Raw genomic sequence first — 22972 nt, 5'->3', positions numbered from 1 at the left:
GGCAGCGACGGAGTCAACCAAGAACTCGTCTCCGGGGAGATCACGGCATAAGCCGTAAAGCCATTGCGCAGGGAAGGTCGGGTGTTCTCCGCTGCCCTGTATGCTCGTGTGCATTTTGTTTTGTGCTAACCGCACACGAGACCGCGGGTGCAGCGCGCACCCGGTCTTCCCTGCGCCCTCTCTATGAGAGGGCGGGAAGTTTCTGGCAAACCTCGGGCGCATCGCGTCGCGAGAATGCGAAGGTGTGTTCAGTACAGTGCAAAAACAAATACGCTGTCGTCCCGGGCTTGACCCGGGACCCATAGCCACAGGAAGAAGTTTTGCGAACGGTCTCTGTTACCGCATCTTCATCGAGAGATCACGCGGGCGCCGTTCATTGAATCGTCTCACAGCATCCCCGTTCTTCCTCGTCCGCCTGGCTTACGGCACCTTCCTGCGCGGCACGATGAAGATCATGGTCGAGGCGCAGGCGATCGAGATCGCGAAGATCGCGGCGGTGAGCGGCAGCGTCGTGGCGGAATGGCCGCCGAGATAGGCGCCGAACTGCGACACCAGCGAGCCGATCCCCATCTGCAAAAATCCCATCGCGCCGGATGCGGTGCCGGCGGCTTCGGGGCGGACGCTGAGCGCGCCGGCGGCCGAGTTCGACATCACGAAGGCATTGGCGACCATCACGATCATCTGGGTGCCGAACAGGAGGGAAGGCGCCTGGTTGGCGCCTGCAAGACTCCACACCAGATTAAGCAGGCTGCCGCCGAGCTGCAGCGCCAGCCCGAACCAGATCAGCTTCTCCAGCTGATAGCGCGGCGCAAAGCGCACGCAGAAGAGGTTGCCGACCAGATAGGCGAAGCCGGTTGTCGCAAACCACGCGCCATATTCGGCGCTGGTGCGGCCCATTTGGGTGACCACGACATAGGGCCCGCCGCCGGCGAAGGCAAAAATGATCTGCGAGGCCAGCACCTGGCACAGCGCGTAGCCGATGAACGCCCGCGATGTGATGAGGCCGCCGATGTCGCGGCGAAAGCTACTGCCGGCGGCGCGCTCGCGGCGGGTTTCCGGCAGCATGATCGCGATGCCCACCGTGATCGTCAGCGATGCTGCCGTGATCAGATAGAAGATCGCGCGCCAGCCGAACGCGGTTTCCAGGAGGCCGCCGGTCAGCGGGCTCAGCATCTGCGCGATCATCATGACTGCGATGACGAGGCTGATCATGGAGCTGATGCGGTCGCGGCTGTAGAGATCGCGGATGATGGCGCGGCTGACCACCATGCCGGTGGCGCCGCCAAGCGCCTGCAAAAAGCGCGCGGCGATCAGTTGCGGCAGCGTTTCGGCGAAGATGCAGCCTACGCTCGCCGCGACCATCAAACCGAGCCCGCACAGCAGCACCGGGCGGCGCCCGAAACGGTCCGACAGCGGCCCCATGATGATCTGCGAGCAGGCGATGCCGACCATGAACAGCGACACGGTCATCTGCGCGATCGAAATGTCGCGTCCGAACGTCGTCGCCAGCACGGGCAGCGCCGGCACCAGCAAGTACAGCGAGATCGGCGCGACGCCCGTCATCGCGACGAGCATCAGCAGCATGATCTTCGACGTCGCGACGCCGCCGGCGTCGCCAGCAGTACCGGGCGGCTTGCCCATCACGCCATGCATTCAGGTCCGATCCGTTGTGTGTGAATTGGACTGTAGCGGGATGGCTGTGGGCGAATACGGCCGTTTCGGCATGCGGCTATGCCGGGATCGGGAGGCGGTATGATGATGTTCGTCTCGTGCAACAAACTCAGCTGTCATCATCCGCGAAAGCGGATGATCCAGTATTCCAGAGGCCGGAGTTTCAAATCGAGAGGGCGCGGCGTACTGGGTCCCCCGCTTTCGCGGAGGACGACAGTCGGAGGGCTTGGGAGCGACTATTAAAGCGGCAGCAGCGCTGCCGTCGCGTCGTCCAGCCACAGCTTGGTCGCGTTGTCATCGAGATGCGGTCGCACCTCGCGGTTGACGCGCTCGTGGTAGTCGTTCAGCCATTTCAGTTCGGTCGGGCTCAGCATATGGACGTCGATCAGGCGGCGGTCGATCGGGGCCAGCGTCAGCGTCTCGAACGCGTTGATCGGTTTTTCGGCGCCGGCAACGTCGGTGCCGACCACCAGTTCGAGATTCTCGATCCGGATGCCGTAAGCGTCCGTCTTGTAGTAGCCGGGTTCGTTGGACAGGATCATGCCGCGTTTCAGCGGCGTGGTGCCGAGCTTGGAAATCCGCGCCGGGCCCTCATGCACCGACAGATAGCTGCCGACGCCGTGGCCGGTGCCGTGCTCGAAATCGAGACCGGCCGCCCAAAGATATTGCCGCGCGAAGCTGTCGAGCTGGGCGCCGGTGGTGCCGTCGGGGAAGACCGCGCGCGCGATCGCGATATGGCCGCGCAGCACGCGGGTGAAGCGGTCGCGCATTTCGTCCGTCGGCTCGCCGATCGCGATGGTGCGGGTGACGTCGGTGGTGCCGTCTTCATATTGCGCGCCGGAATCGATCAGCAGCAGGTCGCCGGACGAAATCCGCCGGTTGCTCTTGCGGGTGACGCGGTAGTGCACGATGGCGCCGTTCGGCCCCGTGCCGGCGATGGTCGGAAACGAAACGTCCTTCAGGGCGCAGGTCTGGCGGCGGAAGGTCTCCAGCGCCTCGACGGTGTCGATCTCGGTCAGCGCGCCCGACGGAGCCTCGCGGTCGATCCAGGCCAGAAACCGCGTCAGCGCCACCGCGTCGCGCTGATGCGCGGTGCGGGTGCCTTCGATCTCGGTGATGTTCTTCACCGCCTTCAAGAGACTGACAGGATCGTTGCCGCGCACCGGCTTGCCGCCGGCCGCCGCGATCATGCGGCTCAACGCATCGGCCGCGGTGGCGCCGTCGAGCGCGATCGCGGCGCCACCTTTTGCGAGTTCGGTCAGCATCGGCGTCAGCCCGTCGGGCTCGCGGACGTCGGCGGATTGTTCGAGATGGTCGCGCGTCAGGTTCGAGAGCTTGCGGTGGTCGATGAAGATGGTGGGACGGCCGTCCTTCGGCACCAGCGCGTAGGACAACGGCAGCGGCGTGTGCGAGACGTCGGCGCCGCGGATGTTGAAGGTCCAGGCCACGGCGTGCGAATCCGACAGCACCAGCGCCTCGACGCCGAGTTTTGCGATCTCCAGCCGGATGCGCTTGAGCTTCTCGGCTTCGATCTCGCCGGAAAACTGCGCGCCATGAATGGCGACCGGGCCGAGCGGCGGCGCGGGGCGTTCGGTCCACACCGCGTGGAGCGGGTTGCTGTCCACCGCGACCAGCTCCGCGCCGGCCTTGGCGCAGGCCGCCGCCAGCCGCTCGGCTGCCGCCGACGTGTGCAGCCATGGGTCAAAACCGAGGCGATCGCCGGCGGCAAGATGTTTGGCCAGCCAGTGCTCCGGCGGCGGATCGGCCAGCGGCTCGATATGCCAGGCCTTGCGGTCGACCTGCTTGGCGGCCTGCAGCGTATAGCGGCCATCGACGAAAACAGCGGCTTCCTTGGTCAGGACGGCGGCCATGCCGGCCGAGCCGGTGAAGCCGGTGAGCCAGGCCAGCCGTTCTTCCGACGGCGGCACATATTCATTTTGCTGCTGATCGGCGCGGGGAATCACGAATCCCGTCAGCTTGCGCCGCGCCAGTTCCTCGCGGAAGGCGGCCAGCCGTGCGGCCAGCGCCACGCCGCTTTCGAGGTCTTCGAATGTCTGGAAATGGGCTTCGAACATGGCCGGGTCACTCAGGGGTTGGGTGCAGGTCCGCACAACATAGCCATAATTTGGCATAATCTGTGCTTCAATATCCATGTCCGCGTTAGATCGGACGGAACGGTTTGCCGGGCAAGCCGTTCACGTGATGCTACCAGGGGAAATTCCAGGAGTGTTTCATCTCAACGAAGAGGGGATACACGATGCCTGCCTTTATGTTTGAGAAGATCTTGCCGCCCGTCCGCCGCGGCCCAGCCCCTCCGATCGCCAACAAGAAGCAGCGTGGCGTCATCGTCCAGATACTGGACCGGTTCGTCGAGGCGCGGGTCAAACGCACAAAGCAGGAAGAAGAGAAGGGCGTCATCGCCCGCTACAAGCCCCCTGAGCCTCCTGAATGAGTTTCTAGCCCGCGTTGCGCAGCAACAGGCTGCTCCAGCCTTCTATGCGCAGATGCCGCACCGGGACCAGGCCCCGCGCACGATAAGCGGCGATCACCGAAGCCGCTTGCGGCGTCAGCAGTCCCGACAGGATAACCAGCGCCGATGGTGCCAGATGCCGCGCCATCGGCGTTGCCAATTGCCGCAACGGATTGGCGAGGATATTCGCCAGCACCAGATCGAACGGGCCGGCCTGCGCGAATTGCGGCGCCGAGAAGCCGGTGGCAGGGATCGCCTGCACCAGATGCCCTGACACGTTCAGCCGGGCGTTCTCCTGCGCAACCCGCACCGAGAGCGGATCGATGTCGCTGGCCAGCACGTTCTCCTGCAGCGCCTTGGCCGCCGCGATCGCCAGCACGCCGGTGCCGGTGCCGAGGTCGAGCACGCGCCGAGGGCGGTGCGCTTTGAGGACATGATCGAGCAGCAGCAGGCAGCCGCGCGTGGTGCCGTGGTGGCCGGTGCCGAACGCCAGCGCCGCCTCGATCTCGATGCCGATCTTGTTGGATGGCACTCGCGCGCGGTCGTGGTGGCCGTGCACGACGAAACGCCCGGCCGGGACCGGGACGAGGTCCTCGAGCGTGGCCTTGACCCAGTCCTTGGCCTCGACCGTGTCGAAGGCGATATTCTTGGCGATGTCTGCGCCGGCGGCGTTGGTGACGAGTTCGCGAACCAGCGCCTGATCCGGCGCGACGGCAAAATGCATGGAGACATCCCAGCGGCCGCCCGGACCTTCAAACGCGGCGATGGCGGCCTGCCCCTCAAGAAAGACTTCGGTAAGTATATCGACAACTAGCTTGGCGGCGGTCTCAGTGCCGACCGCGAAGGCCGCACGGGAGGTAGCAGGGGTGGAGGTCATTGGGGAACCACGAGAAAACAGCGGGAAGGCTCAAACTTGAGCAAGTTTCAGTTCGTAAGATCGGGAGAACCTACCACTGGCGGCGGCCGGCGGAACCGGTTCCGTGGCCTCTCTGAAGTACCCCAATCATGGCTGATCTTGCCAGCCCCATTTCCAGCATAAGAACCACTCTCCTAATTTCGTCGAGGACACCCATCGTCTCATTCCCTGATTGATTGAGCGGTCGCGGCTGGCGTGCGGTCGCGCTTGCACAGGTTATCGACCCTGAACGCAACGCTTTTCCACAAGGTCATGCACCGGAACATACAGGAGACCTCCACAGGCCAGCACTGCCGGTTTGCACCGCCGATGCATCAGTTTCTCCAGCGGTGGTCCAACAGTTTTTCCACACCTTGTCCACGGCGGAAGCGATCGCAATTTTCAAGGCTTGTTAGCCAATTCACCGCCGATTCACAGCGTTTGCTGATCGGCGCCGCGACCGGGGATGCGGGAACCCGGCGTTAAACGGGCGCATGCCAGGATCGGTGCCGTAAATAAATATAACAAGGGGGAAATTTGAAATGGCCAGGATTACGGCAGTTATTGCAGTCATGTGTGCGTTGTGCGCTTTCGTCAGCTATCCGTCGGCTGAAGAGCGCCAGCAGTCCGCGATGGAGACGATCTCGCCGCTGGCGATGATGCAGACCGCGCGGGTGCTTCCGACCGAAGCCTACGACGCCATCTAGCCACCGAGCAGGGCGCGGCACCGGCAACGGTGTTGCGCCCCTCAACCAAACAGCGCGCGGTGATCGCCCAGGATCGCCTTGGCGGCGTTGTGGCCGGGGGCGCCGGTGACGCCGCCGCCGGGATGGGCGCCCGAGCCGCAATGGTAAAGGCCCTTCAGCGGCCCGCGGTAATCGGCATGGCCCAGCATCGGCCGCGCCGAGAACAACTGGTTCAGCGTCAGCGCGCCGTGAAAGATGTCGCCACCGAGCAGACCGAACTGGCGCTCCAGATCGAGCGGCGACAGCACCTGTCGGCCGACGACGCTTCCCGCAAAGCCCGGCGCATATTTGTCCACCGTCGCGATCATCAGGTCGGCCACTTCCTCGCGATGGTCGTCCCACGATTTTCCGTCCGGCAATTGCGGCGCGACGTGTTGGCAGAACAGGCTCGCGACATGCTGGCCGGGTGGGCAGAGCGAATCATCGAGCGTCGAGGGGATCAACAACTCGACCACCGGCTCGCGGCTCCAGCCCCGCTCGCGGGCGTCCTGCCAGGCGCGGTCCATGTAATCGAGACTGGGGGCGAGGATGATCCCGGCCGTGAGATGATCGCCTTCGCCCGGCAGCGCCGTGAACGAGGGCAGGGCGGTCAGCGCCACATTCATCCGGAAGGTGCCGGAGCCGTTGCGCCAGTGGGTGATGCGAGCGAGGAATTCCGGCGCCAGCGCTTCTCGTGGCACCAGCCGCGTGTAGAGCAATTTCGGATTGACGCCGGAGACGACGTATTTCGCGCGCACGGTCTTTCCATTGTCGAGGATGACACCAACCGCGCGGCCGCCTTCGACAATCACCTCGCGCACGCCGGCATCGAGTTCGATGTCGGCGCCATGGCCGCGCGCCGCGCGCGCCATCGCCTGCGTGATCGCGCCCATGCCGCCGATGGCGTGGCCCCACACGCCCTTTTTGCCGTTCACCTCGCCGAACGCATGGTGCAGCATCACGTAAGCCGAGCCTGCCGCGTAGGGGCTGGCGTAATTGCCGACGATGGCGTCGAAGCCGAACAGCGCTTTTACCAGGTCGCTCCCGAAGCGCTCGTCCAACATCTCGCCGGCCGAGCGTGTGAACAGATCGAGCAGGCTGCGCTGCTGTTCCAGCGACAGCTTTTTCAGGATACTGGCGGTGCCGAGCGCGTTGAAAGTCTCGCGGATGGCGCCGAGGCTGAAGCCTTCGACGATGTTCGGCGGGGCGCGTAGCACCAGTTGCCGCAATACATCCGCAATGCCCTCCAGCTCGTGTGCGAACGCATCGATGCGATCGGCGTCGCGTGGGCTCAATCTGGTGACTGAATCCCGGGTGCGGCCCTCGCCGGTGAGGAGATAGCTGCCATCGGGCGCGGGCAGGAAATTCTGCGCGCGGCGTTCAACGATGCGCAGGCCGTGCTCGGCCAGCTTCAAATCGGCGATGATCTGCGGGTTGAGCAGGCTGACGGTGTAGGCGGCCACCGAATTGCGGAATCCCGGGTGGAATTCCTCGGTTACGGCGGCGCCGCCGACCACCTTGCGGCGCTCGACCAGCTTCACGCGCAGGCCGGCCATCGCGAGATAGGCCGCGCAGGTGAGGCCGTTATGCCCCGCACCGATGATGACGACGTCCGTTTCGTTCATGTGCGCTTCAAGAAAGTTTGACTAAGCCGTGCCGTTGCGCCGCCCCGGCGTCCCCTCAATCCACCATTTTGCGGTTCCTTGCTAGCCTTGTTGCCATATGCTCCATTAAACGTCTCTGGCGCTTCCATGCCGGAATTCCGCCCTCCGGCGCCCGCCGGGTCCATGCCGGAGCTCTCATGAGCCTTTCTGAACCGTCCGCCGCCACGGACCTGTCGTCCGATTCCCGGAACCGGATGGTTCTGGTGGTCTACACCGCGGCGATCTTCGTCAGCGCGCTGCTGCTGTTCTCGGTGCAGCCGCTGTTCACCAAGATGGTGCTGCCGCGGCTCGGCGGCTCGCCGGCGGTGTGGTCGGTGGCGATGGTGTTCTTTCAGTCGCTGCTGCTGGGCGGCTATGCCTATGCGCATTTTCTGATGCAGCTCCGCAACCGCGCCGTCCCTGTGGCCGTGCATCTGGTGCTGCTCGTCGTTGCCATGCTGACCCTGCCGCTGTCGATCTCGAACGGCTGGGGCGAGCCGCCGAATTCCGGCTATGCGATCTGGCTACTGGGTCTGTTTGCGGTATCGATCGGGCTGCCGTTCTTTGCGCTCGCCGCCAACAACCCGCTGCTGCAGGCCTGGTTCGTCCGCACCGGCCATCCCAGCGGGCCCGATCCCTACTTTCTCTATGCGTCCTCGAACATCGGCAGTTTCCTGGCGCTGTTGTCCTATCCGGTGCTGCTGGAGCCGATGTTTACGCTCCGCGCGCAAAACCTGATCTGGACCGGCGGCTATGGCCTGCTGATCGTGCTGATCGCGAGCTGCGCAATATTGCTGCTGCGTTCGCCGGCCAATGCGGCTGACCTGAACATGCCTGCCGACGATGCGGATGCGCCGGCGCCGTCATGGATGACGCGCGCGCGCTGGATTTTCCTCGCAGCCGTGCCGTCGGGTCTGCTGATCGCGGTGACAGCGCATATCTCCACCGACGTCGCCGCGGCTCCTCTGTTATGGGTGCTGCCGCTGTCGCTGTATCTGTTGACCTGGGTGCTGGTGTTCCAGTCGCGGCCGCTGCTGCCGCACAAATGGATGTTGCTGGCGCAGCCGCTGGCGATCGCCGGCGTCGTCGTGCTGCTGGCCTTCGGCGGCGAGCAGAATTTGCTGCTGACGCTCGGCGGGCACCAATTGTGTTTCTTCGTCATCGCGATGGCCTGCCATGGCGAACTGGCGCGGACGCGGCCGGCCGCCAAGTATCTCACCGGCTTCTATGTCGCGCTGTCGTTCGGCGGTATGGTCGGCGGCCTCTTCGCGGGCCTGATCGCCCCCTTCACCTTTTCCTGGATCGCCGAATACCCGATCCTGCTGGCGCTGGCGGCACTGTGCCGGCCGACGGGTAACGAACGGTTGCCGCGCTGGAGCGATTGGTACTGGCCGTTCCTCGCCGTGCTGGCGGTGGTGCTGATCGCACCGTCCTGGTCACCAGGCAAGGTCATGCACTGGCTCGACGATCACCGCGTCTGGATGATCGGCGCGGTCGGCGTGCTCTCGGCATTGCTGGCACTTGGGCTGAACGCCAGCCGCTGGAAGATCTTTGCAACCGTGGTGGTGGCGCTGGTGCTGCTGCGGGCTTACCCCTCTGACGACGGGCGGGTGGAGACCGTGCGCAGCTTCTTCGGCGTCCACAAGATCGTGGTGACGTCGAACGGCCAGTATCATGTGCTGATGCACGGCACCACGATCCACGGCGCCGAAAAATTCAAGAACGATGACGGCACGCCAGTGATCGGCCGGCCCGAGCCGATCACCTACTACCACAAGGATGGCGGCATCGGGCAGGCGATCACGGCGGTGCGGGAGCGGAAAGGGGCCGCGCTGCGGGTTGCGGTGATCGGGCTTGGCTCGGGCACGCTGACCTGCGCCTCGTTGCCGGGCGAGGACTGGAAGTTCTTCGAGATCGACCAGACGATGGTCGATACCGCGCGCGATCCGAAATATTTCACCTATATCAGCAAGTGCGAGCCGGACCTGAAGCCGGTGATCGGCGATGCGCGGCTGACCTTCGCGCGCGAACCGAACGGTGTCTACGACCTGATCATCGTCGACGCCTATTCGTCGGATGCAATTCCGATTCATCTGGCGACCGAAGAGGCGATGGAGATCTACAAGGAAAAGCTCGCGCCGCAGGGTGTGGTCGCGATGCACGTTTCCAACCGGCATCTGGAGCTGTCCAGCGTCGTCGTCGGCATTGCCGACGCCAACGACATGAAGAGTTGGGTCTACAGCGAGGATTCCGGCCGCGAAAGTGAGTACATCTTCTCGACCTCGGTGGTGGTGTCGGCGCGGCACGAGGCGGATGTTGGCGCGCTCGCGTCATCGGACAAATGGGCCGAGACCGAGGCCGAAGACCACCAGCGGGTCTGGACCGACGATTACTCCAACGTGCTGGGGGCCGTTTGGCGCCGGATGCGCGACGGCGACCAATAGGCCCATTGCGATAATTCGTTGCAGGTTTATGGTTCGGCGCGCTTTCCAAACGAACGGAATTTCGCCATGGCCAATTTCACTCCCGTGTCGGCCGCGATCGGCGGAGCGCTGATCGGCCTTTCCGCCGTGCTGCTGATGCTGCTGACCGGCCGGATCGCCGGCATCAGTGGCATCTTTGCGGGGCTCCTGAATATCAGGAGCGAAGACAAGGCCTGGCGCATCGCCTTCATCGCTGGGCTGATGCTGGTTCCCGTTATCGCCGGATGGATCGGCTACGGCATGGCGACACCCAAGCTGCCGGCGAACTGGGCCGTCATCGTGGCGGCGGGGCTATTGGTCGGTTTCGGCACGCGGCTCGGCGGCGGCTGCACCTCCGGTCACGGCATTTGCGGGATTGGACGGCTGTCGGTGCGCTCGATCGCGGCGACCATCGTCTTTATGGTGACGGCGGTTATCACCGTGGCCGTCACCCGCCACATGTTGGGAGGCTGAGCCATGGAAATCATATCGCGGATCATCGCGCCGTTGTTGTGTGGCCTGATCTTCGGAACCGGCCTGCTCGTCTCGGGAATGGTGCAGCCGACCAAAGTGCTCGCATTCCTCGATATCTTTGGCGCGTGGGATCCGAGCCTCGCCGTGGTGATGGCGGCGGCATTGGCTGTCGCCACTCCCGGCTTCATGCTGGCAAGGCAGCGCGCGCGGCCGGTGCTGGCCGGGCAGTATTTCTGGCCGCGCAAATCCGACATCGATGCGCCGCTGGTGCTGGGCGCAGGAATGTTCGGAGTAGGATGGGGTCTCGTCGGATTGTGCCCGGGACCGGCGCTGGAGAGCCTGGCGACGCTGTCGCCGGGCGTGATTGTGTTCGTCGTGGCGATGGCCAGCGGGATGCTGCTTCACGACACATGGCAGGCGTCGCGGCCACCGTTGCAACCGCAAGTCTCGATCAATCCTGATAGGTGAACAGCCCGCGCCGCTGGTAATATGGCTGCGGCTGCGGCTGGTAATAGCCCTGCGGCGCCGGCGCGTAGCCGCGGTTGTCATAATATTGCGGCTGCGGCTGCGGATAGGCCTGGGCGCCGTAGAGGCGGCGATCGCGCGGCGCCGGATAACGCGCCTCGCTGGAACTGCCGTCGGCCGGATAGATGTAGCCGTCCTCGGCGCGACCCTGCGGCGCCATGCCGGGCTGCGGCGTGATCACGACGGGATCACCAGCGGCGTTGGATTGCTGCTCATATTGCTGCGCCGGAGCACGGCGTGCGACGGCGTTGGTGCGCGGCCGCGGATTGCGCGCCAAGGCGACCTGGGATGAGCCGGTCAGCGTCACCGTGGTGTTGAGCACGCCTTGCTCCTGCACCAGCGCATAGAGCTTCGCGGCGTTGTCGCGCGACAGCCGCACGCAGCCATGCGAAGCCGGAGAGCCGAGCCGGTTGACGGAATCGGTGCCGTGAATGGCGTGGCCGACCTTCGTGAAGAAGATCGAATGCGGCATCGGCGCTTCGTCAAATTCCTTGGAATAGTGATCCGCTTCCATGCGGAAGGCGCGGAAGCTGCCGTTCGGCGTTTCATAGGAGGGAAGGCCGCTCGACACCGGCCAGCGATAGCGCTCGACGCCGTCGACGGCGACGGTCATCTGCTGGCTATCCTTGTCGACGGTGATGGCGACTTTGGCCTGCGCGGCGCTGGTCATGAACAACATCAGGCCGGTGACGGCAACGAGGAAGGAACGCAATTTCACTTTGGCCTCCAGGCCGTTTTACCGCAGCGCCATGAATGCAAGCGAAGCGGCTCTCCGTCCCCCGGCATCCAATATGCCCGGAATCCGGTCGCCGTTCCAGCGGCCTGCGGACCCATCGTTAATGCGCCCCACGGCGCAAACAAGGCGGAGAGGGGGCTGAATCACGCTGATAGTGCTGACTTTTTCGCGAGCGGGCGGGGGAGTCCGTCAATTCTTGAGCCGATACCCCGTCCTGAAGATCCACCACACCATCACCATGCACACCGCGAGGAAGCCGAGCGTCATGCCGAGGCTCAGGGCGACGCTGACGTCGGCGATTTCGTAGAAACTCCAGCGGAAGCCGGAGATCAGATAGACCACCGGATTGAGCAGCGTGATGGTGCGCCAGCCCGACGGCAGCATGTTCACCGAATAGAAGCTGCCGCCGAGGAAGGTCAGCGGCGTCACCACCAGCATCGGGATCATCTGCAGCTTCTCGAAACCGTCGGCCCAGATGCCGATGATGAAGCCGAACAGGCTGAAGGTCACCGCCGTCAGCACCAGGAAGGTCAGCATCCACCAGGGATGCATGATGTGCAGCGGCACGAACAGGGCGGCGGTGGCGAGGATGATCAGGCCGAGGATGATCGATTTGGTGGCGGCGGCGCCGACGTAACCCAGCACGATCTCGAAATACGACACCGGCGCCGACAGCAGTTCATAGATCGTGCCGACGAATTTCGGAAAGTAGATGCCGAACGAAGCGTTGGCGATGCTCTGTGTCAAGACCGACAGCATCACCAGTCCCGGCACGATGAAGGTGCCGTAGCTGACGCCGTCGACCTCGGTGATGCGCGAGCCGATCGCGGCGCCGAACACCACGAAATACAGCGAGGTGGAAACGACCGGTGAGACGATGCTCTGCAGCAGCGTGCGCCAGGTGCGCGCCATTTCGAACAGATAGATGGCTTGAACGGCTCGCCAGTTCATGGTGCCCTCACCAGGCTGACGAAGATGTCTTCGAGCGACGATTGCGTGGTGTCGAGGTCGGAGATGCGGATGCCGGCGTTACGGAGGTCGCTGAGCAGGCTGGTGATGCCGGTGCGGTCGCCCTTGGTGTCGTAATTATAGGTCACCGCGCGGCCGTCCTCGGACAGTTCGAGATTGTAGGCGACAAGCGCCTCAGGGATCGCCTCGACCTTGCTCTGCAGATACAGCTTGAGATGCTTCTTGCCGAGTTTTTGCATCAGCCCGGCCTTGTCCTCGACCAGGATGATCTCGCCCTTGTTGATGACGCCGATGCGGTCGGCCATCTCCTCGGCCTCTTCGATATAATGCGTGGTCAGGATGATGGTGACGCCGGAGGCCTGCAGGGTGCGCACCACTTCCCACATGCCCTTGCGCAGTTCGACGTCGACGCCCGCGGTCGGCTCGTCGAGGAACAGGATCTGCGGCTCGTGCGACAGCGCCTTTGCGATCATGACGCGGCGCTTCATGCCGCCGGACAGCGTGACGATCTTGGAATCCTTCTTGTCCCACAGCGACAGGTCTTTGAGCACCTTCTCGATATGGGCGGGGTTCTTCGGCTTGCCGAACAGGCCGCGGCTGAAGCTCACGGTCGCCCACACCGATTCGAAGGCGTCGGTGTGCAGTTCCTGCGGCACCAGCCCGATCAGCGAGCGTGCGGCGCGGTAATCCTTGTTGATGTCGTGGCCGTCGACGGTGACGCGGCCTTCGCTCAAGTTCGCGATGCCGCAGATGATGCTGATCAGCGTGGTCTTGCCGGCGCCGTTCGGTCCCAGCAGCGCGAAAATCTCGCCGCGGCGGATATCCAGATTGATGCCGTTCAGCGCCTTGAAACCCGAACCATAGGTCTTGGACAGGTTGGCGACGGAAATGATCGGGGACATGGAGAGCATGGTCGCAGTCTGATCTGAAATTGTGGCAACTGAGATGGCGCAGCGCTGCGGCCGCGTTAGCGCGGGCGGGGGCAGCGGGAACTTTCAGATAGGAATGCGCGGGCCGCTTCGCAATCGGCGAATGGAATTATAATCTCTTGCTACTGCTTTTTCTTGGCCGGTTTTTTCGCAGCCGCGCCTTTTGCCGCCGCGGCCGGCTCGGCCTGCTCGGGCACCTTCGCCAGCGTCATGATCTGCGTCTGCGCATTGACGGGTCCATTGGGACGGGCGGGATCGAGCAGTTGCTCCTCGCCCAGTCCGACCGACTGCAGCCGCTTCGCCGATATCTTGAAGGTGTTGACCAGGATGTCGCGGATCGCGTCGGCGCGGCGCTGGCTGAGGAAGACGTTGTGGTCGCGCCTGCCGGTCGATTCGACATGGCCGACGATCAGGAACGTGTAGTTCAGCAGTGCGGAGTTGACCAGCGTATCGGCCAGCCGTCCGATGGTCTGATAGGATTCCGGCCGCACGATCGGGGTGTCGGTGTCGAACTGGATGTCGACATTGAAGCTCGGCAGCTTGCTCAGTTCGGGCGCGATCGGCGGCCGCTTGTTCGGCGGCGGCTCGTTCTTGCCCCGTTGCTTCGAGCGCTCGAGGACTTGCTGGCGCAGCGCGGGGATATCCAGCTCCAGCGGTGTTTCCAGCCCGCTGAGCTTGGTTGCGACGTCGTCCTGCGCCCGGTAGCCGACATCGGCGATGGACTTGGTGCATCGCGCGCTCACGGTCGGCAACGCCAGCAGGCAAGCCAGGGACTTGAACACCTCGCGTCCCTTGCCGCCGCACTTCTTGACCACTTCGAACTCGCACTCCCGCCCGACGGTGGCGCGCGCCGCGATGCGTTTCTGGATCGCATCGAACGCCCGGGGATAATCGGTCTTGCACGCCGCCGACATCACGTCCTGGTTGCGATAGAGACACTCCTTCAGGCGGGTGGAGTCGATGTTGACGCCGCGGCAATTGGCGGTGATGTCGGGGGCGCAGCTCTTGCCAAGAATGGCGGCCCCCTCGCCAAAGCTGATGGTCTGCGCCGACGCCAGCGACGGCGCCGTGAGCGCAAGGATCAGCAGGATGGATTTGCCCCGGAACATGGTTGCATCTCAACCGATGAATCCGCCGTTGGTCAAGGGCTTGGGCGAACAGAATGCCGTTCTGTCATATTGTCCGTTGTTCATAGTGTCTCCCTTCGCTCGGCAAGCCGGCTCGCCGTGGTCCCGGCTGGAATACGGGGCCCGGCAGGTCGAGCCCGATTGACCGGGCGCCCTTGGCGATTCGGACTTACATGTCGAACAGCGGAGGATGTGAATCCGCGTTCTCGCGGCGCGTTTGCGTCCGTTCGACCCTCCGAGGAATCAGAGGGCGCAGGGAATGCCGGATGCGCGCTGCACCCGCGGTCTCATGTGCGGTTAGCACAAAAAATGCTGCACATGAGCATACAGGGCAGCGGAGAACATCCGACATTCCCTGCGCAATGGCTTTACGGCTTATGCCGTGCTCTCCCCGGAGACGAGTTCTTGGTTGACTCCGTCACTGCCGTTTCCGCTCACGCCTCTCCGACAGCTTGACGCCTGCAACGGGCGCTAGGACCACACGGTTTTGCCGTACGCTTAATCCACGCCGTCGTCAGACGTGAACCATGCGTCCACCGCGACCCGCCCCTCGTTGTGACGATGGCCAACGCCCCTCTGAGTGGGACGGGATGGGTGGGAATGTGCCGGTGATTTGGATCGAAGGAAAGGCGAATATTTTTGATTTTCGGAAATTTAGGGCTTGACATGATTTCCGAAAACCAGAACTGATTTGCCCGTCGGGTTACTTTGTCGCAGCCGCCGTATCGAGATCGCTATTGCGTACGAGGCGACTCAGTTCGCGGAGCGCGTAGGTGAGTTAGGGCGTGAATCCAAGAATTCAGGATGGTCTACGGACGTCCGCTTTGCTGCGCATTCCGGACCCAAGTCGGGCATCGCGTGAGAGTTGGCCCGGCGCTCAAGCCGTATCTGCTGCAGATGGCGCGGACGTGTACCGGTCAGGTTGATCGGCTCGAAACCAAGCATTGAACAAGGACGGGTCGGCGTCTTCGCTGCAGCCCTGTCATCTCGGTCGCTTTTGATGCGCGCTGCTCATTGACGTCGTCTGCCTGTATAAAATTGACCACCTCGTCGCCGAATAGCTTCCCTGGCCGTTGGAACCTACTTGCAGACAGGAACGTTCCTTGTTGGAGCGCCGCGCTTTCATGCTGAAATCGCGCGTGCTTCAATAGGAGTACACCATGAACATTTTCTATATCATCGGCGTCATCGTCGTCATTCTCGTCGTCGCCAGCTTTCTCGGGCTGCGTTGAACGGGATAGTTGGTGGGCCTTGCGATTATGAGTTCAGGTCGCGAATTCTGAACCCAAGCACGGCGAGCGAGAGCGTTGCCCCGGTCGAATTGGCGAGACCCGATCGTCTTTTCGCAACGCCGTAAGCCGAAAGGCATAGACCGGTCGAAAGTGCCGCCAGCATTTTCAATGCCTGATCAGACTTGGAGTGTCGCGCTATCGTTTTCTGAAGCTGCGGTCGATGCGAAAGCGATGTCGATGCCGCTGCCAATACTCAAAGAATGTGGGCTCTGTATTGCACGGGACGGCAGGCCGCTAGCTCAAGCGACTTAGCGCTTCTTCGGTCACGATCCGCTCAAAATTCTCTTCCTTGCTCTTGACGCGATATCGAAGGCGCCCGTCGGCCTCCACGGGCAGCAGTGCGAGGATCGTATAGACATTGCTCTGCTCGACGACATCGCGGCCCTGCGGTCCGTCAACCTGGCGGAAGACATCGTCGTCGATATGATAAGCGTGTTGCATCATGTGCCTCGATTGCGAGAGTAGGCCGCAGCTTCGGATTTTCCTGCTGCTCAACGGATTTTGAATCGGCTGGGGACGATGCTGCAGCATCTATTCAGCGTGCGGGTTACCAAGGTTGCCGGATTTCTCCGCCCGACCTCGCCATAACTCCATGGCCGTAGTCCACGCTGCCCAGCCGAAATGTCGAAGCGGGAATCTGGTCTGATTGCTCGAAACCAACAGGCCGTAATGGCTAAGGTTCCCGGAACTTCCTCGCGCATGCGGTTGTTGAGCGGCTATTCCGTTGAGAATGGTTGCGGTGCGGTTGGCACGGAATGAATGGCGCGCCCGGGTAAAGTCTTCGATATAGCCGCAACCGCTTTGCACTACTAACGTTCGGCCGCGAACAATCTGACCGTTTCTGTGAGGCCTTTTAGGGAATGACTACCTTCGTCATGAAACCTGATGTTTGATCCTGCGACAAGATCACGGACTGTATTCGACACCAGAACTTGCCCGGGCTTTGCCATCGTCGCGACACGCGATGCAATGTGGACCGCAATTCCGCTCAGATCGTCATCGGCCATTTCGACCTCGCCGGTGTGAAGGCCGGCCCTTACCTGCAGTCCAAGAGCTTCAACGCCTTCATTGATCGCCAGAGCGCACCGGATTGACCGAGCCGGCCCGTCAAAGGTTGCCAGGAAGCCGTCTCCCATTGTTCTCACCTCATGCCCTCGATGTCGCGAAATCTCCCGCCGCACGAGCGCGTTGTGCCGATCCAGCACATCATGCCATGCACGATCTCCGATCGTCTCGGCACGCTTGGTTGAGTTCACAATGTCAGTGAACAGAACCGTCGCGAGCACGCGATCAGATTCGATTGCGGATCGCGAGCCTGTCAGAAACTCTTCAACCTCATCCAATATCCGTTCTGTTGCGCCGGTCCACAACATGTGATCGCTGCCGGGCAGCTCGAGATATTTCGCGTTTGGGATTTGCCGGGCCATGAACCGCCCCGCTTCAACGTTGACGCGAACGTCCCCTTGTCGATGAATAATGAACGTCGGCACCCGGATCGACGGAAGGATTGGACGAACATCGATTTCACTGTTCATTCGCATAAGCGCGACAACTGCGGAGGGGCTTGCACCCAGGCGTTCAAAACGCGCCCATGACAGCTTGAACGTCTCGTCTGATGCCACACTGGGAGCGAATAAACGGAGGCTCTCGCCGGTGCCCCAATTTTTCTCCAAGCGAGCCAGGGCGGCATCTATCATGTCCGGGGGTATAACCCACGAGAGGAAGTGGCCATAGGTGCCGTACAGGACCAACGCTCGGGTACGCTCTGGGTAGGTTGCCGCGAACAAGACTGACATCGCGCCACCTTCGGAGATGCCGAACAGGGCAGCCTGTTGCGAGCCCGCGGCATCCATGACCGCTCGAACATCGTCCATGCGCTCTTCGAGGGTTGGCACACCAACTGTTCTGTCGGAAAGCCCGGTGCCGCGCTTGTCGAACATGATCAGGCGGGCGAAGGCCGCCAAGCGGGTCCAAACCCGCGCCCGATATGGCTCCTCCCAGGCGACGTCGAGGTTCGAAATGAAACCAGGAACGAACACGAGGTCGAACGGCCCTTCGCCGACGACCTGATAGGCGATGCGAACATCACCGCTCTTTGCGTATTGGGTTTTCGGAACCATTGCGCATCACTTCACATAAAGTGGCGTGATCGGCTTCGTCGCATTCCGTGAGCAGGTTCGACCTAAATCTTACCAGTTTGCCGCGGTACGCGGAAGTCAAAACCGCGTAGCCCAGCCTCAGCATGCGGTAATCGGCTGCTGCCTCAATCAGGTATCACTCAAGCCAATTTGGATTTGCAGGTGAAGCTTGCCAGTCTGGGCGGCACGGCTCTTGGCGGATCCCCCGCCGATTCGCCAAACTAATCTCGGACTAGGTCAAGAAATGGAGGAAGGTGGTTTTGGCGGCCAACATCAAACGGGAATGAGTAGCAAGCGGAGTCGCCAAACTGACGGGATTTGGCCCAACACACTTGATTCCGCTTCTCTCACACGATTAGCTCAAGCCGAACGTTCGGGAAAACCAGATGCCGCGCATTGTTGTCCTTGGTGCTGGTTTTGCGGGGCTCTGGGCCGCCCTGGGTGCTGCACGCAAGCGCGACGAGATCGGCGCGGCGGCGGCGGATGTCGAGATACTGGTCGTCGACCGCAACCCCTACCACAACATCAGGGTTCGCAATTACGAGGTCGACATCGGCGAGGCGGCGATACCGCTCGCCGAACTGCTCGACCCGGTCGGCGTCGATCACAGGGTTGCCGAGGTGAGGGCGGTCGATCCCGTCAAGCAGCGCGTGAGCGTCACCACGAATGGCGGCAGCGAGGTCATCGCCTACGATCGGCTGGTGCTGACGCTCGGCAGCCAGCTCGCGCGCCCCGCGATACCGGGGCTGGCGGCCTGTGGCTTCGACGTGGACAGTTATGCGGCGGCCGTCCGGCTCGAGGCGCACCTTGCCGCATTGGGCGGGCAGGCGGATGCCGGAGGCTGCGCCACGGTGGTCGTCGTCGGCGCGGGTTTTACCGGCATCGAAGTCGCGACCGAGATGCCGGGCAAGCTTGAAAAGGCAGGCCTCACCGGCGAGCGACGCATTATTCTTGTTGATCCCAACCCCGTTGTTGGCGTGACACTCGGAGAACAAGCGCGCCCGATCGTCGGTGAAGCGCTGGCGGCGCTGGGTGTGGAAACGCGGCTCAACGTTAGAGTCACGGCGATCGATGCGAATACCGTCACGCTGAGCTCCGGCGAAGTCATCCCGACGCGGACGGTGGTGTGGTGCGGCGGGATGCGGGCAAGCCCGGTGGCGCAAACAATTGATGTCGAGCGGGATCGGCTCGGCCGCCTCCACGTGGATCAGTTCATGCGCCTCACCGGTGCGACAAACATCTTTGCCGCCGGCGACGTGGCTTCCTGCGTCGTGGACGGCGAACATGCCACCGTGATGTCCTGCCAGTTCGCGAGGCCGATGGGCCGCTTTGCCGGAAACAACGTTGTCGCCGATTTGCTTGGGCAGCCGATGCTTCCGCTTGACATCGATTGGTATGTCACCGTGCTGGACCTCGGAGCCTGGGGCGCGCTGCACACCGTCGGATGGGATCGCCAGCTGCACGCCTCCGGCGCGGCTGCCAAGGCGACCAAGCAGATTATCAATCGGCAGCGGATCTATCCGCCGCGGACCGGTGTGCGCGCGGACATTCTGGCTGCCGCCGCACCGACGGTGCAGAAGCCGCCGGCCGTGCGCTAGCGCTTTCCTTCGATGGCGATCTCGACAAGATAGGGACGATTTCCCGCAATGGCTCGCTCCATGACCGCGGCAATGTCGCCGGCCTTTTCGACCCGTGTGCCTTCGACGCCCATGCCGGCCGCCAGATGCACAAAATCGAGATCCGGTCCCGTCAGGTCCATCTGCTGATAGGGATGCTGCGTTCCCGCCTCGAAGTTCTGTCGCCAGACGTCCACGTTATGCTTGAGGATGCGATACTCCCGGTTTGAAAGAATGACGAACACGATCGCAAGCTTGTGGTGGGCTGCGGTCCACAGCGCCTGAATGCTGTACATCGCCGAGCCGTCGCCGGAGACGGCGACCACCGGGCGATCCGGCATCGCGACCTTCACCCCGATCGCGCCGGAAAATCCCTGACCGATGCCGCCGCCGCGCCCGCCGAAATAATCACCGAAGCCGCGATAATCGAACGACCGCGCCAGGTCGAGACTGGCGGTGATGCTTTCGTCCACGATGACGACATTGTCAGGCAGCCCCCGCCGAAGCTCGGCCGTCACCCGCGCCATCGAGCTTGGCTCGCGGTTCCAGGCTTTCTCCAGCCGCGCCCGGTACGCCTCCCGGTCGCGGGCGCTCGACTCGGCCAACGCCTGATTGCGGCGCTCTGCGGCGAGCCTGAATGCGGCGCTTTGCTGGCTGCTTATGATGTCAGCCAGTGAGGCGATGCTGGCCGCCATGTCGCCGACGATGCCGCTGTCGAGGCGGTGATTGAACGCCAGACGCTCGGGCGATTCCTCGATCTGGACAACGACGGCGCCGTCGGGGAAATGGCTGCCTTCCGCATACCAGATGTCCTCGAAGAACGGCCCGCCCAGCAGCAAGACGAGATCGGCATCCGACAAGGCTTTACGAACCTGCGCGGCGTCGGCCGGGAGCGATTGGCGATAACTCGGATGGCTGGTCGGAAACGGCGCATGGGCGCGCAACCCTTCGAACCACACCGGCGCGCCGATCGCCTCCGCCAGCGCGACGAGCGCTTGAGAGGCCCCTGATCGGGCGACGTCATCGCCGGCGACGATCGCGGGGCGCTGCGATTTCAGAAGAAGCGAGGCCAATTCCTCGATCCCGGCGGGGTCCGGTTGTGGCGAACGCCACAATTTATCTGACGCGATCGCCCCGACATTGGTTTCCTGCTCCAGCACGTCGATCGGAAGCGAGACGAAGACGGGTCCCCTGGGCGCATCGGTCGCGACCTTGAAAGCGCGCCGCAGCACGGGCGCGAGCTCATCCGCACGCTCCACCTGCACGCTCCATTTGGTGACCGGCGCCGCCATGGCGACGAGGTCGTGGCCCAGCACCGGGTTGGCCAGCCGCATGCGCGTATCCTGCTGGCCGGCGGTCACGACAAGCGGCGAATTGGCCTTGAGCGCGCCGTAGATCGCGCCGATGGCATTGCCGAGCCCCGGCGCGACGTGGAGATTGGCCACAGCCGCGCGGCCGGTGGCCTGCGCATGGAAACTCGCCGCGCCGACCGCCACGCCCTCATGGAGGGTCATGACATATTCGATCTGCGGATAGCTCATCAGACTGTCCAGCAACGGCGTTTCTGTCGTCCCGGGATTGCCGAAGATGTGGCTCACGCCGTTCGACACCAGCGAATCCATCACTACACGCCGTCCGCGCATTAACTTGCTCCCTTTCAGGCTCGTTTTTTTGGACGATAACACGCAGGCAGCGTCCTCAATACCGTTGTTTGTGGCGAGCGGCCGAGCGTGCGCCGTGAAGCGAGCTCCCGGGCGCGCATGTGGGTTCCTCCTGACGCCCTACGATTGTTGGAACAAACCTGGGGCAGGCTGGTTTCGTTTGCTCAATTGGAGAGAATGCACCGATGAAGAAGCTCTTCTTGACGGCGTTCGCTGCTGCGCTTGCAAGCAGCACTTTCGCGCTTGCTGATACCCCCGTGACACCGGCCGAGGCCGAGAAGATCAAGGCTGTCCTGGAAGGCCTTGGCTGCACGGGTGGCAAGATGGAAAAGGAAACCGAGGCCAGCAGCTACTTTGAAGTCGATGACGCCAAATGCAGGGATGGGCAGTACGACATCAAGCTCGACAAGGACTTCAAGCTGATCGCAATGATCCGCGACTAAGCGGGGCGGGACAGAGCTTTGGTGATTTGCCCGTCGGGTTGAAGTGGCCACGAGGTGACGCCGCCTAAATAGCCATCAAAAAGCTGGCGCCTGTGTCGCACCCCGCGCATTCGAACGTGCGCAGTTCGATGTGGGAGCTGCTTGGTTCGATGAGGGTCAGCTTCATCGGCTTGCCGCATGTGGCGCACGGCAGCTCCGTGGTTTGGAAATGGGTACAGCTCGGCGGTGGACGCGCGATTTTCATGGTTGCCTCTGTCGACCTCGCAAGCCTTGTTCAATCCTCCCGGCCGACGCCGCCAGCTCTGTTCAAGACGTCAAGGGCAGGGTTTGAATTATCCAAACCGCGCCCTGGTCAGAGCTTACTCTGCTCGACGACATCGCAGCCCTGCGGTCCGTCAACCTGGCGGAAGACACCGTCATCGATATGATAAACGTGTTCCATCATGTGCCTCGATTGCAAGACTCGATTGCAAGAATAGGCGCAGCTTCGTATTTTCCTGCTTCTCAACGGATTTTGAATCGGCTGGGGACGATGCTGCAGCACCTATTCAGCGTACGGGTTACCAAGGTTGCCGGATTTCTCCGCCCGACCTCGCCATAACTCTATGGCCGTAGTCCACGCTGCCCAGCCGAAGGTCGAAGAGGGAGTCTGGTCGGATTGCTCGAAACCAACAGACCGTTATGGCTAAGGTTCCCGGAATCCCCTGACAAAGGCCGGATTGATTTTCCAGACAGAGCGACATTGATCAGGGCGGCCGCCGACATATAGCCGTCCCAAAGCCGGGTCAGTTCGACGACTCAATCGTCGCGGGCGACCAAGCTGCCTTCGCTTGCGATCTGAATGGTGCGGTGGCCGAACATTTCAACCGCATACCGGAGCCCACCGGCCCGATCCTTGAATATCGCAACGACCGTTCCCTCGGCGTGGTTGCTGAATGCTTGATGGACCTTGTCACCGATTACGAATCTGGAAGCCATGGCGAATCCTCCACCCGACAGGCTTTGCCTCCAGTCAGGCTTATGTGCGGCTTCTTTGCGATCCATAAGTTGTCCCCGGCGATGTGAAGTGCCCGGGTTCGGTCCCAGGGGCAGACTCGGACATGGGCTAGAACTTCGCTCTTCAAATGGGGACTGACGGATTCAATTTTTTCGGATTCAATTTTTTCCGACTGAGCTAAATTGACCATGCGGTGTTG

The 22972-nt window shown here is 62.7% G+C and carries 18 protein-coding genes and 1 pseudogene; 7 read left to right on the top strand and 12 right to left on the bottom strand.

The genetic code is table 11. The annotated features are described in order from the left end of the window. Positions 1-373 precede the first annotated feature (373 nt). Positions 374-1653: pseudogene (locus JQ611_RS14875) on the bottom strand (multidrug effflux MFS transporter). A gap of 257 nt (positions 1654-1910) precedes the next feature. Continuing rightward, positions 1911-3746: an aminopeptidase P family protein gene (locus JQ611_RS14870; protein WP_212465843.1), complete on the bottom strand. Its 1836-nt coding sequence runs from the start codon at positions 3744-3746 to the stop codon at positions 1911-1913. A 182-nt stretch (positions 3747-3928) separates the two neighbouring features. Between JQ611_RS14870 and JQ611_RS14865 the strand changes: the two genes are divergently transcribed. Next, positions 3929-4123, top strand: coding sequence for a hypothetical protein (locus tag JQ611_RS14865; RefSeq protein ID WP_212465842.1), 195 nt, complete (start codon positions 3929-3931; stop codon positions 4121-4123). Between the two features lie 4 nt (positions 4124-4127). On the opposite strand, the gene JQ611_RS14860 is transcribed toward JQ611_RS14865, so the two are convergent. After that, positions 4128-5018, bottom strand: coding sequence for a 50S ribosomal protein L11 methyltransferase (locus tag JQ611_RS14860; protein ID WP_212465841.1), 891 nt, complete (start codon positions 5016-5018; stop codon positions 4128-4130). A gap of 560 nt (positions 5019-5578) precedes the next feature. Here JQ611_RS14860 and JQ611_RS14855 point away from each other — a divergent pair. Beyond that, on the top strand, positions 5579-5743 hold the full coding sequence (locus JQ611_RS14855) for a hypothetical protein (RefSeq protein WP_212392398.1): 165 nt from the start codon (positions 5579-5581) through the stop codon (positions 5741-5743). 41 nt (positions 5744-5784) lie between these two features. On the opposite strand, the gene JQ611_RS14850 is transcribed toward JQ611_RS14855, so the two are convergent. Further along, positions 5785-7386 carry an NAD(P)/FAD-dependent oxidoreductase gene (locus JQ611_RS14850; RefSeq protein ID WP_212392397.1) on the bottom strand — a complete coding sequence of 534 codons (1602 nt, stop codon included), beginning with the start codon at positions 7384-7386 and terminating at the stop codon, positions 5785-5787. Between the two features lie 176 nt (positions 7387-7562). Between JQ611_RS14850 and JQ611_RS14845 the strand changes: the two genes are divergently transcribed. From JQ611_RS14845 to JQ611_RS14835, 3 genes are all read left to right on the top strand, one after another. Continuing rightward, positions 7563-9848: a spermidine synthase gene (locus JQ611_RS14845; RefSeq protein ID WP_212465840.1), complete on the top strand. Its 2286-nt coding sequence runs from the start codon at positions 7563-7565 to the stop codon at positions 9846-9848. Positions 9849-9914: 66 nt separating this feature from the next. Continuing rightward, on the top strand, positions 9915-10340 hold the full coding sequence (locus JQ611_RS14840) for a YeeE/YedE family protein (protein ID WP_212392395.1): 426 nt from the start codon (positions 9915-9917) through the stop codon (positions 10338-10340). A gap of 3 nt (positions 10341-10343) precedes the next feature. Then, positions 10344-10808: a DUF6691 family protein gene (locus JQ611_RS14835; protein ID WP_212392394.1), complete on the top strand. Its 465-nt coding sequence runs from the start codon at positions 10344-10346 to the stop codon at positions 10806-10808. On the opposite strand, the gene JQ611_RS14830 is transcribed toward JQ611_RS14835, so the two are convergent. The 6 genes from JQ611_RS14830 to JQ611_RS14805 form a co-directional block, all read right to left on the bottom strand. Further along, positions 10792-11577 (bottom strand): L,D-transpeptidase, encoded by a 786-nt coding sequence (locus JQ611_RS14830; protein ID WP_249133189.1) that lies wholly within the window; start codon positions 11575-11577, stop codon positions 10792-10794. The genes JQ611_RS14835 and JQ611_RS14830 overlap by 17 nt on opposite strands. A gap of 213 nt (positions 11578-11790) precedes the next feature. Further along, positions 11791-12552, bottom strand: coding sequence for an ABC transporter permease (locus JQ611_RS14825; RefSeq protein WP_212465839.1), 762 nt, complete (start codon positions 12550-12552; stop codon positions 11791-11793). Continuing rightward, on the bottom strand, positions 12549-13472 hold the full coding sequence (locus JQ611_RS14820) for an ABC transporter ATP-binding protein (protein ID WP_212465852.1): 924 nt from the start codon (positions 13470-13472) through the stop codon (positions 12549-12551). Before JQ611_RS14820 ends, JQ611_RS14825 begins: the two co-directional genes overlap by 4 nt. Positions 13473-13621: 149 nt before the next feature. Then, on the bottom strand, positions 13622-14251 hold the full coding sequence (locus JQ611_RS14815; protein WP_249133188.1) for an OmpA family protein: 630 nt from the start codon (positions 14249-14251) through the stop codon (positions 13622-13624). Positions 14252-16152: 1901 nt separating this feature from the next. Further along, a complete protein-coding gene (locus JQ611_RS14810) occupies positions 16153-16359 on the bottom strand; it encodes a hypothetical protein (protein WP_212270330.1) in 207 nt (68 codons plus the stop codon). A 368-nt stretch (positions 16360-16727) separates the two neighbouring features. Next, entirely contained in the window at positions 16728-18038 is a 1311-nt protein-coding gene (locus JQ611_RS14805) for an adenylate/guanylate cyclase domain-containing protein (RefSeq protein WP_212465838.1), read from the bottom strand. Between the two features lie 404 nt (positions 18039-18442). Here JQ611_RS14805 and JQ611_RS14800 point away from each other — a divergent pair, with 404 nt between their 5' ends. After that, positions 18443-19654: an NAD(P)/FAD-dependent oxidoreductase gene (locus tag JQ611_RS14800; RefSeq protein ID WP_212465837.1), complete on the top strand. Its 1212-nt coding sequence runs from the start codon at positions 18443-18445 to the stop codon at positions 19652-19654. On the opposite strand, the gene JQ611_RS14795 is transcribed toward JQ611_RS14800, so the two are convergent. Further along, positions 19651-21315, bottom strand: coding sequence for a thiamine pyrophosphate-binding protein (locus JQ611_RS14795; RefSeq protein ID WP_212465836.1), 1665 nt, complete (start codon positions 21313-21315; stop codon positions 19651-19653). The two genes, JQ611_RS14800 and JQ611_RS14795, sit on opposite strands and share 4 nt — an antisense overlap. Before the next feature lie 203 nt (positions 21316-21518). Between JQ611_RS14795 and JQ611_RS14790 the strand changes: the two genes are divergently transcribed. Beyond that, positions 21519-21776, top strand: coding sequence for a hypothetical protein (locus tag JQ611_RS14790; RefSeq protein ID WP_212266353.1), 258 nt, complete (start codon positions 21519-21521; stop codon positions 21774-21776). A 798-nt stretch (positions 21777-22574) separates the two neighbouring features. Here the strand turns inward: JQ611_RS14790 and JQ611_RS14785 are convergent. Then, complete coding sequence (locus JQ611_RS14785) at positions 22575-22820, bottom strand: hypothetical protein (RefSeq protein WP_212389967.1); 246 nt, start codon at positions 22818-22820, stop codon at positions 22575-22577. Positions 22821-22972: the final 152 nt, after the last annotated feature.

The sequence above is a fragment of the Bradyrhizobium sp. AUGA SZCCT0182 genome (assembly GCF_018130185.1).
Classification (GTDB): domain Bacteria; phylum Pseudomonadota; class Alphaproteobacteria; order Rhizobiales; family Xanthobacteraceae; genus Bradyrhizobium.
Note: the sequence above shows the minus strand (reverse complement) of the source record. Positions and strands in the feature narration are given on the sequence as shown.